The organism is Stenotrophomonas sp. Steno-Z10-BAI (assembly GCF_056393115.1).
The window spans coordinates 191169-203799 of the sequence record NZ_JBWJOZ010000007.1 but is presented as its reverse complement, the minus strand read 5'-3'; the positions used below and the strand labels follow the sequence as shown (position 1 = coordinate 203799).

Annotated in this window: 8 protein-coding genes; 6 read left to right on the top strand and 2 right to left on the bottom strand. The window is 66.9% G+C overall.

Annotation, left to right across the window (positions count from 1 at the left end; all coding sequences use genetic code 11):
• Positions 1–57 precede the first annotated feature (57 nt).
• Entirely contained in the window at positions 58–2949 is a 2892-nt protein-coding gene (locus tag AC06E9_RS16790) for a TonB-dependent receptor (protein ID WP_121044120.1), read from the bottom strand.
• A gap of 323 nt (positions 2950–3272) precedes the next feature.
• On the opposite strand from AC06E9_RS16790, the gene AC06E9_RS16785 reads away from it, so the two are divergent.
• Genes AC06E9_RS16785 through AC06E9_RS16760 form a run of 6 tightly spaced genes read left to right on the top strand, consistent with a single transcriptional unit; the run spans position 3273 to position 12093 of the window.
• Positions 3273–5456, top strand: coding sequence for a polysaccharide lyase 6 family protein (locus AC06E9_RS16785; protein ID WP_478050233.1), 2184 nt, complete (start codon positions 3273–3275; stop codon positions 5454–5456).
• Positions 5453–7693: an oligoalginate lyase gene (locus AC06E9_RS16780; RefSeq protein WP_478056473.1), complete on the top strand. Its 2241-nt coding sequence runs from the start codon at positions 5453–5455 to the stop codon at positions 7691–7693. Before AC06E9_RS16785 ends, AC06E9_RS16780 begins: the two co-directional genes overlap by 4 nt.
• Positions 7690–8982, top strand: a complete 1293-nt coding sequence (locus tag AC06E9_RS16775; protein ID WP_121044130.1) for an MFS transporter — start codon at positions 7690–7692, stop codon at positions 8980–8982. Before AC06E9_RS16780 ends, AC06E9_RS16775 begins: the two co-directional genes overlap by 4 nt.
• Before the next feature lie 43 nt (positions 8983–9025).
• Positions 9026–9781 carry an SDR family NAD(P)-dependent oxidoreductase gene (locus AC06E9_RS16770; protein ID WP_019185567.1) on the top strand — a complete coding sequence of 252 codons (756 nt, stop codon included), beginning with the start codon at positions 9026–9028 and terminating at the stop codon, positions 9779–9781.
• Positions 9782–9811: 30 nt separating this feature from the next.
• Complete coding sequence (locus AC06E9_RS16765; RefSeq protein ID WP_478050231.1) at positions 9812–10993, top strand: GDSL-type esterase/lipase family protein; 1182 nt, start codon at positions 9812–9814, stop codon at positions 10991–10993.
• Positions 10990–12093, top strand: a complete 1104-nt coding sequence (locus AC06E9_RS16760; protein WP_478056472.1) for a sugar kinase — start codon at positions 10990–10992, stop codon at positions 12091–12093. The genes AC06E9_RS16765 and AC06E9_RS16760 overlap by 4 nt, the downstream gene beginning before the upstream one ends.
• 19 nt (positions 12094–12112) lie before the next feature.
• On the opposite strand, the gene AC06E9_RS16755 is transcribed toward AC06E9_RS16760, so the two are convergent.
• A complete protein-coding gene (locus tag AC06E9_RS16755) occupies positions 12113–12538 on the bottom strand; it encodes an NUDIX domain-containing protein (protein WP_121044139.1) in 426 nt (141 codons plus the stop codon).
• Positions 12539–12631 lie beyond the last annotated feature (93 nt).

Below are 12631 nucleotides of genomic sequence, written 5' to 3'. Positions count from 1 at the left end.
CGACAGGCGACCGCGCCTTCAGAGAGCGGCGCGGTCGGAAAAACCGCGCCACTGACCTCAGAAGCGGTAGCGCACCCCCAGATAATACCGCCGCCCGTACGTGGTGTACTCGCGGAAGCTGCCGAGGATGGGCATATCCGACACCCGCGGCTCATCGGTGAGGTTGCTGGCCGACAGCGACAACGACAAGTGCTTGTTCACTTTGTAGGTGGCGCGGAAGTCCAGCGAGCCATTGTCCCGCACATAGCGGTTCTGCGACGGGTCGCCGACAAACTGCTGGTAATAGTCGGAGCGGTACTTGTAGATCGCCTGCAGATCGAGCTTGCCCAGGCCCCAGTACACCTGCGCCGAGGCCACATGCTTGGAGAGGCCGAAGATGTTGGCCGGTTCGACGATGCCCGGTGTCACCACGCCGGTCGAGGGGTCGGTGGACTCGCCCAGGCGCAGGTCTTCGGTCTTGAAGTTGGAATCGGCGTAGTTGTAGCTGGCCTTCACGCCCAGCCCGGAGAAGATGCCCGGCAGGTAGGAGAAGCTGTGCGAGGCGGTGAACTCCACGCCGAACAAATCGCTCTTCTGGTCGCTGGTGGCCAGCTGCTCCACCGGCACGGTCACGCTCTGACCGTCGATATCGAAGGTCTCGTTGACGATCACCGGCATCGAGCCGCCGTTGAATTGCTTGTAGTACAGCGCACCGGACAGCATGGTGTCTTCGTTGGCGTACCACTCCAGCGAGAGATCGCCATTCCACGACATCAACGGCTTGGCGCGCGGGTTGCCGGTGGCGGTGATGCTGCGCAGCGCATCGCCCACACTGTTGAACTCGGTATCCACCTCGCCCAGGTTGAAGGTGCGGCCGTAGCCTTCAGCGGCCAGGTCCGGGCGCGACATCGCCCGATACGCACCGACGCGCAGCAGCAGGTCCGGGCGCAGTTCGAAGGCGGCGTTGAAGCTGGGCAGCCATTCGGTATTGCTGGATTTGAGTACCTGCGAGGTGAAATCGCCGGTCGGCTCCAGGGTCACGGTGCCGTCGGGATTGTTGATCACATCCAGGCCGCTGCGCAGGCCGACCGAGCGCACTTCGGTCCGCACGCCGCGCACGCCGATGTTGCCGGTCACCGGCAGGCCAAACCATTCGGCGCTGTAATCGCCCATCAGGTACAGCGCGCTGGTTTTCTCGGTGACATCGTTATTGGCCGGGTTGCGCAGGTCCGCGCTCAGGCCGGTGTCGTCCACGCCGGTGAAGGCCTTGAACAGGCAACGGCTGTCGAAGCTGGCCCACTGGTCGATGGTGTTGCCGCTGGCATTGGCCAGGAAATCGTCCTGCGGGAAGGCTTGGCGGCAGGCCAGGTTGGCAGCGCGGATCGCAGCGACATTGGTGGTGGTCACATCCACGGTGTCGGTGTAATCGGTGTAGGTCGCCTCGGAGCGGCGCAGGCCGCCCTTGATCGCGGTGAAGAAGCCGCTTTCCGGGGTGAACGTGGCATCGAAGCGGCCGGCACGGATGGTGTGCTCGCGATGCTGCTGGCGACGACGCACCAGCGCCGAATCGGTGAAGTTGTCCGGGTTGTTCACATCGAACGCGGGATCAAGATAGATGCTCGGCACGTCACCGCTGTAGTCATAGGTGTAATCGACGTAACGGGTGTTCTTGATGCCGCCGACCGGCCGACCGTTGACGTCGGTGCGACCGGCGCGCAGGCGGGTGCTGCGTTCGATCTGATCGCGCTCGGTGTTGGAGTAGGACAGATCGGTGGACAACGTCCACGCCGGGCTCGGCCGGAAGATCACGTTGAGCCCGCCGCCGGTGTATTCCTCCTGGCGCTCCAGGAAATTGCCGGTGGAATCGACCGTGGTGCTGCCGGTGTGGTGCAGCAGCGCGCCGTCGTCGGTGACCACGCGGTTGTTGAGGTTGCGCATCATCGAGGACAGCGACAGATCCGAGCGGTCTTCGGTGTAATCACGCTTGGAGTGCTGGTAATCCAGGTTCACTTCCACCGTATCGCTGGGCCGCCACTGCAGCGCGGCGAACTGCGAATCGCGCTTGTCGTGCTCGATGAACTGGCGGTAGATGCGGCTGCTGGGCACCAGGTAATACGGCACGCCGTTGGCGACCTGGTTGCCGTTGACCTGGGTGCAGTTGCGCGTCGCGCCGACCACTTCACGGCCATCGCAGGCCACCCAGGTGGAGCTGCTGGAGAACATCTCTTCCGGGTTGCTGCCTTCCAGCGCCTGCACACCGATGGAGACACCGAGCTTGCCGGCGTTGCCCATGTCGAACTGGTCGATGTAGCTGGCGGTACCGCGCCAGCCGACGCCGTCCTTGTCCTTCAGGCGGTCATCGTAGTCCTGCCAGGTGCCCCGGCCATCGAGCTGGAACGTGCGTTTGCCGTACTCCAGTGGTTTGACCGTCTCCATGTTGATCGTGCCGGCCACGCCACCTTCGACGAAGTCGGCGCGCTGGGTCTTGTAGATCGCCACGGTGTTGATCAACTCGGACGGGAACTGGTTGAAGTTCACCGAGCGGTCGCCACTGCCATTGGTGGCCTCGCGGCCATTGAAGGTGGACGAACCGAGGAACGGGCCCAGGCCACGGATCGAGATTTCCGACGCACCGCCCTTCTCGCGATGGGTGGAGGCACCGGTGATCGTCTCGATCGCTTCACCGATCGAGAGCGCCGGCAGATCACCGATGTCGTCGGCGGCCAGCACATCGGAGACCACGGTCTCCTCGCGCTTCTTGTCGATCGAGGTCTGGATGGTACTGCGGATGCCGGTCACCTGGACCTGATCCAGGGTGGTGGCTTGCCCCGGCGGCGAGGCCGGTGCGTCGGCATCCTGTGCGTGGGCCAGCGGCAGTGCGGCGGTGGCGCACAGGGCATAGAACAGCGCGCTGTGCAGCGCGGTGCGGCGGAGGCCTCGTGGTGAGGCCGTACGGCGGTCATGCAACATCGTGATCTCCCTCCCAGGATGGATCGTCCGATTACACGGATTCGATCCGGACGATTCACGACTGATGAACCAATGTCAATGAATTGGTACTAAAGTCTACCCCGCACCACTGTCCAGACCACTTTGCATGGAATTAATGTGCGGATGCAGCAGAAAAATGCGCAAACCACATACCACATTCATCTAAAGTGGTATGCGATTGTGGTTGACGTGCGCGCCCGGCAACCTGTTAGGATCGTGGCTCGCGTCAGTCGCCACGGTTCATCTGGGAGGGTAAGCCCGTGACTTTGCAACACTCGCATGCGCCGTTGGCGCGGCGTCCCATGGCCAAGGCCCTGCTGTTGAGCCTGTCCCTGGCGGCATTCCCTGCCGTGGCGGCCGATTATCTGGTGCGCGACGCTGCTGCCTATGCCACCGCCGTACGCGCCCTCGCCCCCGGCGATACGGTGATCCTGGCGAACGGCGTCTGGCGCGACGTGGACCTGCTTTTCCGGGGCACCGGCAAAATTGGTCAACCAATTAAGTTGACGGCGCAGACGCCCGGCAAGGTGATTCTCAGCGGGCAGTCCCAGCTGCGTCTGGCCGGTGAGCACCTGGAGGTGTCCCATCTCGTCTTCCGGGATGGTTGGGCGCCTGGCGGTGAAGTGATCTCGTTCCGGCGGTCAGCCAGCGAATGGGCCAACCACAGCCGGGTGACCGGGATCGTGATCGACCGCTACAACAAGCCGGATCGCCAGCAGTCCGATCACTGGGTGGCGCTGTACGGCCAGCACAACCGCTTCGACCACAGCCAGCTGGTCGGCAAGACCAATGCGGGCACCACCCTGGTGGTGGTGCGCAACGCCACCAGCGGCCTGGACAACCAGCACCGCATCGACCACAACTGGTTCGGCCCGCGCCCCAACCTCGGCTCCAACGGCGGCGAGACGATGCGCATCGGCACCAGCCACGACTCGCAGTCCGATTCGCGCACCGTGGTGGAGAACAACTGGTTCGAGCAGTGCGATGGCGAGGTGGAGATCGTCTCCAACAAGTCCGGCGGCAACACGTACCGCGGCAACGTCTTCCAGGACTCGCGCGGCTCGCTGGTGCTGCGCCACGGCCACGGCAATCAGGTCGAACGCAATGTGTTCCTCGGCCATGGCAAGGCGCATACCGGCGGCGTGCGCGTGATCAACCGCAACCAGACCGTGCGCGACAATTACTTCGAAGGCATCGCCGGCGACAACTTCGCTGCGGCGTTGAGCGTGATGGCCGGTACCCACAACGCGCCGTTGAACCGCTACGAGCAGATCGATCACGCGGTGATCGAACGCAACAGCTTCATCCAGGTCGGCACGCTGTTGCTGGGCGCGGGGCTGGATGAAGAGCGCAATGCGATGCCGATGAACAGCCGCATCGCCGGCAACCTGTTCATCGGCGATGGGAAACGCGATCTGCTGCGTACGCAGGGCGATCTCTCCGGCATCACCTTCGCCGGCAACGTGCAGAGCCCTGCCGTGTCACCCGGCTTCCCCGGCGGTGTCAGCGGCCAGTCCGTGTCCCTGCAGCGCGCGGCCAACGGCCTGCTCTACCCCACCGCCGCCATCGATGCCGGTGCCCCGCGCGATCTGACCCCGATTCCCCGCGATCAGGTGGGCGTGGACTGGTACCCCAAGACACTGCCCAGCACCGCACTGGATAGTGGCGCGGTGCGCAGGGTCGCACCGGGCGAGGACACCTTGACCGCCGCCGTGGCGGCCAGCGCCCCCGGCGACCGCCTGCAGCTGCAGCGCGGCCGCTACACCGTGAGCCAGGTGCTGGCGGTGAACCATCCGCTCAGCGTGGTCGGCCCCGCACATGGCCAGGCCAGCGTGCAGTTCTCGCGGCCGAGCCTGTTCGAGATCGGCGCGCGTGGTTCGCTGCGCCTGGCGCGGCTGGACATCGATGGCGCGCTCGCCCCGGATGCCGCCGGCAACGCGGTGATCCGCGTGCCGCCGGGCAGCCAGGCCTTCAACTACACGCTGCGCATCGAGGACAGCCGCGTACACGGGCTGACCGCCAACAAGGCCTTCGATGTGATCGCCACCGGCAAGGGCAGCCTGGCCGCGCAGATCGCACTGGCCAACGTCACGGTGGAGGACATCACCGGCAGCGTGATCGCCGCGGCCGCCGAGACCGATGATCTGGGCACCTACAACGCCGAGCAGGTCGATCTGCTGGACTCCACGTTCCGCCGCATCGGCGGGCCGGTGGTGAACCTGTATCGCGGCGGCACCGACGAAAGCACCTTCGGTCCGGCGCTGCAGGTGCACGGCAACCAGTTCGAGCAGGCCGGGGTGGCCGATGACACCAGCCTGCGCCTGCATGGCGTGCAGTTCGCCAGCATCCGCGGCAACCGCTTCGACCGCAGCGGCCGCATCCGTTTCAGCCATCGCGTCGGGGAACCGACCCTGCGCATGGGCGACAACCCGCTGACGGCCACCGCGCCGTTGCTGTCTGATACCCCTGTTGAGGCCCTGCCATGAATCACGCCCCGCCCCTGATGCTGCTGCTCGCCGCCACCCTTGGCGGGGCCGCGTTGCCCGCTGCGCAGGCCGCACCCGCCGCCCGGCAGGCGCCCGCCGAGGCCGCCACCGCGCCGGTGCTGGTCACCGCCGCGCAGTGGACGCAGATGCGTGCCGAGGGTGCGCGCTCGCCGCTGTTCGCCAAGGAACAACAGCGTGCCGAACAGCGCGTGCGCGCGATGATGAAGGCCGGCATCGACGTGCCGGTGCCCAAGGACAAAGGCGGCGGTTACACGCACGAACAGCACAAGCGGAATTACCAGGCCATCCAGGCCGCCGGCGCGCTGTATCGGCTGACCGGTGACAAGGCCTATGCCACCTTCGCCCGCGACCTGCTGCTGGGCTACGCCAAGCTCTACCCGGGGCTGGGCGCGCACCCGCAGGGCCGCGGCCAGATTCCCGGCCGGCTGTTCTGGCAGACCCTCAACGATTCGGTCTGGCTGGTCAGCGCGGCGCAGGGCTACGACGCGATCCGCGACACGCTCAGTGACGCGGATCGCAAGACGATCGACGACAACGTGTTCCGCGCGATGGCCGATTTCCTGTCCGGCACGCCGGAAAATTTCGACAAGATCCACAACCACGCCACCTGGGCGGTCGCTGCCGTGGGCATGACCGGCTACGTGCTGCGCGATACCAGCTACGTCGACAAGGCCCTGCAGGGCAGCAAACGCGATGGCAGCGCCGGCTTCCTGAAACAGGTGGATCAGCTGTTCTCGCCGGACGGGTATTACGAAGAAGGCCCGTACTACCAGCGCTATGCGCTGGCCCCGTTCATCCTGTTCGCCAACGCCATCGAGCGCAACGAACCGCAACGCGGTATCTTCAAGCGCCGCGATGGCGTGCTGCTCAAGGCCGTGGATGCGCTGGTGCAGAGCAGCTACGGCGGCTACTTCTTCCCGATCAACGACGCCATTCTCGACAAGGGCCTGGACACCGAGGAACTGGTGGCCGGCATCGATATCGCCTACGCGCAGACCGGTGATGCACGCCTGCTGTCCGTCGCCAAAACACAGAAGCGCGTGCTGCTCTCGCCCGAAGGCCTGCAGGTGGCCCAGGCACTGGCAGACAACAAGGCCAAGCCGTTCGCCTTCGTACCGACCCTGCTGCGCGATGGCCCGGACGGCACCGAAGGCGCACTGGCGATCCTGCGCATGGGCGGCGAGAACGGCCAGGCGCTGGTGATGAAGAACACCAAGCAGGGCATGGGCCACGGCCACTTCGACAAGCTCAACTGGTTGTTCTACGACAACGGCCAGCGCGTGGTGACCGATTACGGCGCGGCGCGCTTTCTCAACATCGAGGCGAAGGCCGGTGGCATCTACCTGCCGGAGAACAGCAGCTGGGCCCGGCAGACCATCGCGCACAACACGCTGGTGGTGAACGAACAGAGCCACTTCGGCGGCGACTGGAAGCAGGGCCAGCCACTGGCGCCGACACCGCTGCTGTTCGCGGTCAGCGACGACACCCAGATCGCCTCGGCACGGATGGAAGGCGCCTATGACGGGGTCAGCTTCACCCGTACCCAGGCACTGCTCTCGCACCCCTCGCTGGGCGAGCCTGTGGTGCTGGATCTGCTGCGCGTCACCGGCAGCAAGGCCGCGCGCTATGACCTGCCGCTGCACTTCAACGGTCACATCATGGACGTGGGCTTCAAGACGCAGTCCGCGGTCGCCGCACGTCCGGTGCTGGGCAAGGCCAACGGCTACCAGCATGTGTGGATCGATGCGGCCAGCGAGCCGACCCGCGACGCACGCAGCCTGACCTGGCTGCTGGACGGCCGCTTCTATACCTACCGGTTCGCCAGCACCGCGCCCTCGCGTGCGTTGATCGGCGAGAGCGGCGCGAATGATCCCTCGTTCAACCTGCGCCGTGAGCCGATGCTGCTGCAGCGGGTGGATGGCCAGGCCGCCACCACGTTCTACGGCGTGCTCGAACCGCACGGCCAGTACGACGGCACCGCCGAAACCGTGCGGGGCGCCAACAGCCGCATCGACCGCCTCACCCACTACCGCGGCAAGGATGCAGACGTGCTGGTGCTCGACCTGGCCGGCGGCAAGCAGCTCGCCGTGGGCATCGCCGATGATCCGGCCAAGGGCGGATCGCATGAAGTGAGCGGCGGCGGACACAGCTGGCGCTGGGACGGTGGCTGGAACCGCTTCGATACCGGCACCCGTACCGGCAAGGACGGCAAATGAAGGTCACCACGCAGGCCCGCACCTATGTCCGTTGGCTGATCGTGGCGCTGATCGCCATTGCCACGGTGATCAACTACATCGACCGCAACGCGTTGGCCGTGATGTGGCCGCAGATTTCCAAGGACGTCGGTGCGACCAAGGAAGACTACGCGCTGCTGGTCACGGTGTTCATGCTGTTCTACGCCGCCGGCCAGTTCGTGTTCGGCCGCCTGTTCGACATCATCGGTACGCGCCTGGGCTTCGCGCTGTCGATCGCGGTGTGGTCGATCTCGATCGCGCTGCACTCGGTCACCCATTCCATCCTGTCCTTCAGCATCGTGCGCGCCATGCTCGGCATCAGCGAAGCTGGCGCGTGGCCGGGTGCGGTCAAGGCCAATGCCGAGTGGTTCCCGGCGCGTGAGCGTGCGCTGGCACAGGGCGTGTTCAATGCCGGCGCGTCGATCGGCGCGATCGTGTCGGCACCGCTGATCGCCGTGCTGTTCCTGTGGCTGGGCTGGCGCGGCACCTTCATCCTGATCGGTGCGATCGGCTTCATCTGGCTGCTGCCGTGGCTGATCATCTACCGCGCAGGCCCGGACAAGCACCCGTGGGTGAGCGCGGCCGAGCGCGCGTTGATCCTGGATGCACCCACCGAACAACCAGCCGTGCCGGTCCCCGAGTACGTGCCCAGCATGCGCCAGCTGCTGGGCCATCGGCAGACCTGGGGCATCCTGATCTCGCGGTTCTTCCTGGACCCGATCTGGTGGCTGTTCGTGTCCTGGCTGCCGCTCTACCTGGCCGATACCTTCGGTTTCGACATCAAGCAGATCGGCATCTTCGCCTGGGTGCCGTATGTCGGCGCGATGATCGGCAGCCTCGGCGGCGGCTGGTTGTCCGGGCGCCTGATCGGCGCCGGCTGGAGCGTGGACAAGGCCCGCAAGGTGGTGATCACCCTGGGCGGCGCGATCATGGCCCCGGCGCTGCTGGGCGCGGTGCTGGCCACCGATCCGGTCTGGGCCGTGGTGACCATCGCCTTCGTACTGTTCGGCTTCCAGATCGCCATCGGCAACATCCAGACCCTGCCCGGCGACATCTTCAGCGGCAAATCGGTCGGCTCGGTCGCCGGCCTGGGCGGCATGGCCGCGGTGGCCGGCACGCTGATCACCACCTGGCTGGTGCCGGCGATGACCCACGAATCCTACGCACCCATTTTCATCCTGGTGGCCGCCCTGGTGCCGGCCTCCCTGCTGGCGCTGTGGCTGGTCACCGGTCGCGTGGAAAAACTCCACGGCCCGGTCGAGCGCCGCTGAGCCCGCTTCTTCCCTTTCCCCCAACGCATCAAAGGAGTGTTTCATGACCCAATTCAAGGACAAGGTGGCGATCGTCACCGGTGGCGGCCGTGACATCGGCCGCGAGATCTCGCTCAAGCTGGCCGCGGCCGGTGCCAAGGTCTGCATCAACTACGCCAACGACGAAGCCAGCGCGCAGGAGACCCTCAAGCAGGTCGAAGCCGCCGGCGGCACCGCGATCGTGCATCGCGCCGATGTCACCGATGCCAAGGCCGTGGCGGCCATGGTCGCTGCGACGCAAGCCGCGTTCGGCCCGCAGATCGACGTGCTGGTGAACGTCGCCGGTGGCATGGTCCAGCGCCGTCCGCTGGCCGAGATCGATGAGGCGTTCTTCCATAAGGTGATGGACCTCAACATGAGCTCGGTCTACCTGACCACGCATGCGGTGGTGCCGCACATGCCCGAAGGCGGCGCGATCGTGAACTTCGCCTCGCAGGCTGGGCGCGATGGCGGTGGCCCGGGCGCGGCGATCTACGCCACAGCCAAGGCTGCTGTGATGACTTTCACCCGCGCCATGGCCAAGGAACTGGGCCCGCGCGGCATCCGTGTCAACGCACTGTGCTGCGGCATGATCGCCACCCGCTTCCATGACGAATTCACCAAGCCGGAAGTGCGCACCGCCGTGGCCGGCAATACCCCGCTGCGCCGCCAGGGCCGACCGCAGGAAGCCGCCGATACCGCGGTGTATCTGGCCTCGGATGCGGCCGGTTTCATCACCGGTGCCAACGTCGACGTCAACGGCGGCACCTACTTCTCCTGATTGACCCGCTGACCGCCTGGGAGGGCCGCCATGCTGCGCTGGATCACTGCATTCTCTCTTGCACTTGCCACCAGCGCTGCGGCGCTGCCCGCCCAGGCCCAGGTCTGGGTGCCGGCCTGGACCGCCTCGCCGGCGCCGGATCGTCTTGATGGCACCCCCGAGGCCCCGGTGCAGTTCGCCAACCAGACCGTGCGCCAGGACATGCGCCTGGCCAGTTCGGCCCGCGCCCTGCGCTTCCGCATCAGCAATGAACTCGGCCAGGCCCCGCTGCATATCGGCGGGGCCTCGGCCCACCTCACCGGCACCGCCACCGCGGCCAAGCCGGTCACCTTCAATGGTCGCGGCGAGATCGTGGTGCCGGTCGGCGCTGCGCTGCTCAGCGACCCGGTCGCGATCACGGCGCCGGCGCTGGCCGACGTCTCGCTCACCGTGTATTTCCCGGATGCCACACGGCCGGCCGTGCGCCGCACCGCGCTGCGCATCGCCGATGGCCGCGCAGCCACCGTGGGCGACGCGGTCAAACTCGCCTACCGGCAGAACGTGGTCTCCGCCGTGCTCGCCGAACGCACGCGCACGCCGATCGTGGTGGTTGCCCTCGGCGACTCCATCACCGAAGGCGCCACCGCCACCCGCGGCAGCAATGGCGACTGGCCTGCACTGCTGTCCGCCCGTCTGCAGCAGGCGTGCCCGGATCAGGTGGTGGTCGTCAACGCCGGCATCAGCGGCAACAAGGTCATGGACCACGGCCGCAGCCACAGCGCGCTGGCGCGGCTGGACCGCGATGTGATCGCGCTGCCGAACGTGGACCGCGTGATCCTGTTCGAAGGCATCAACGACATCCGCCATGATGGCGGCACCCCACCCGTGGCCGGCCGCAACGCAGAGGACATGGTGCTGGGCTACCGGCAGATCGCCGAGCGCCTGCACAGTAACGGCATTCGCCCGATCGCCGCCACGATCACGCCCTTCGGTGGTTCGGACCGGTACGAGCCGATCGCCGCCGCCACCCGCACCACGCTCAACACCTGGATGCGCGGCGGGCGCAGCGGTTTCGATGGCCTGATCGACTTCGACCAGATCCTGCGCGATCCGTCCAATCCGGAGAACCTGCCCGAGGAGATCACCCGCGACCACCTGCATCCCAACGACGAGGGCTACCGGCGGATGGCCGAGGGGATCGATCTGGCGCTGCTCGGGTGCCCGGCGCGATGAGTGCCCTGACCTTCCAGGTTGCGGCCGAGAATGGCCAGCGTTGGGACGCGCTGGCGCTAGGCGAGGTGATGCTGCGCTTCGATCCCGGCGAAGGCCGGATCCGCAGCGCCCGCCAGTTCAACGTGTGGGAGGGCGGTGGCGAGTACAACGTCGCCCGCGGCCTGTGCAGCACCTTCGCCCATCGCACCGGGGTGCTCACCGCCCTGCCGCGCAACGAGTTGGGCCTGCTTGCGCAGCAGCTGATCCAGGCCGGCGGGGTGGATGCCAGCCAGATCGTGTGGCGCGACTATGATGGCATCGGCCGCAACACCCGCATGGGCCTGAACTTCACCGAGCGCGGTTTCGGGGTGCGTGCGCCGCTGGGTATTTCCGATCGCGCGTACTCGGCGGCCTCGCAGCTGCAGCCGGAGGCGTTCGACTGGGATGCGCTGTTCGGGCAACACGGCGTGCGCTGGCTGCACACCGGTGGGATCTTCGCCGCGCTGTCCGAGCACAGCGCGCAGACCGCGATCACCGCGGTGCGGGCCGCACGCCGGAACGGCGTGGCGGTCTCCTACGATCTCAACTACCGCGCCAGCCTCTGGAACAGCCATCCCGACCCGGATGCCGCGCGTCACGCCAACTGCGCCATCGCGGCCGAGTGCGATCTGTTGATCGGCGATGAGTATTCGTTCGCCGCGTGCCTGGGGATGGACCTGAGCGATCTTGGTCGCCGCCACACGCCGATGGATGTCGGTCCGGCGGAGGCAGCCGCCGTGCGCGCGATGGCGCAGTTCCCGGCGCTGCAGGCGGTGGCGTTCACGCTGCGCGACGCCGCCAACGCCGCCCGCCACGGCTGGGCCGGTGCGCTGCGCACGCGGTCGCAGCTGTTTGTCTCCGACGCTCGCGAAGTGGATCTGCTCGACCGTGTCGGCGGCGGCGATGCCTTCGTGGCCGGCGTGGTGCATGCCCTGCTCAGCGGCAAGGGCGAGCAGGCGGCCGTGGATCTGGGTGCGGCACATGGCGCGCTGGCGATGTCCACGCCGGGCGACTACGCCATCACCAGCCTGGCCGAAGTAGAGGCCGTGGCGCAGGGAGATGGCGCCGCCGCACGACGCTGAGCGCCCTGCGCGCGAGGACTCAGTGCGCGATCGAGAGGTGTTCCAGGGCCTTGCGCGTAGAGAGCGTCAGCGGCGCGGGCAGTGCATCGGCGGTGAACCAGCCCAGCCCGAGCAGTGCCTCGGGCTCCTGCACGGACGCGATCGTGGTGTCCTGGGCGCGCACCAGATACACCGGGGCGACCCAGTGCTGGGCAAGCGCCGGCTCGAAATGATCGACCACGCATAACAGACGCTCCACCGTCACCTGGAGTGCGGTCTCCTCCTCCACCTCACGGATCACCGCGTGTTCGACGGTTTCCATCCAATCGACCTTGCCACCGGGCAGCCCCCAATGCCCCTGCTCGGGCGGACGCCCACGCTGGACCAGCAGGATCGCGCCGTCGGCGCGCTGGATCACGGCACCACAGCCGAGGCGAGGCTGCTGCAGATCGGAGGACGGGGGCATTGGGCATCTCCATGAGAGTGCCGCATTATCCCTCGCGCCCGCTGCGGACATCGCGCCCACGAAAAAGGCCCGGCAATGTGCCGGGCCTTTTTC

What these genes read in the sequence shown, in the direction of transcription:
- AC06E9_RS16790 (WP_121044120.1), bottom strand. Translation starts at nt 2,949, where the DNA reads ATGTTGCATGACCGCCGTACGGCCTCACCACGAGGCCTCCGCCGCACC.
- AC06E9_RS16785 (WP_478050233.1), top strand. Translation starts at nt 3,273, where the DNA reads ATGGCCAAGGCCCTGCTGTTGAGCCTGTCCCTGGCGGCATTCCCTGCC.
- AC06E9_RS16780 (WP_478056473.1), top strand. Translation starts at nt 5,453, where the DNA reads ATGAATCACGCCCCGCCCCTGATGCTGCTGCTCGCCGCCACCCTTGGC.
- AC06E9_RS16775 (WP_121044130.1), top strand. Translation starts at nt 7,690, where the DNA reads ATGAAGGTCACCACGCAGGCCCGCACCTATGTCCGTTGGCTGATCGTG.
- AC06E9_RS16770 (WP_019185567.1), top strand. Translation starts at nt 9,026, where the DNA reads ATGACCCAATTCAAGGACAAGGTGGCGATCGTCACCGGTGGCGGCCGT.
- AC06E9_RS16765 (WP_478050231.1), top strand. Translation starts at nt 9,812, where the DNA reads ATGCTGCGCTGGATCACTGCATTCTCTCTTGCACTTGCCACCAGCGCT.
- AC06E9_RS16760 (WP_478056472.1), top strand. Translation starts at nt 10,990, where the DNA reads ATGAGTGCCCTGACCTTCCAGGTTGCGGCCGAGAATGGCCAGCGTTGG.
- AC06E9_RS16755 (WP_121044139.1), bottom strand. Translation starts at nt 12,538, where the DNA reads ATGCCCCCGTCCTCCGATCTGCAGCAGCCTCGCCTCGGCTGTGGTGCC.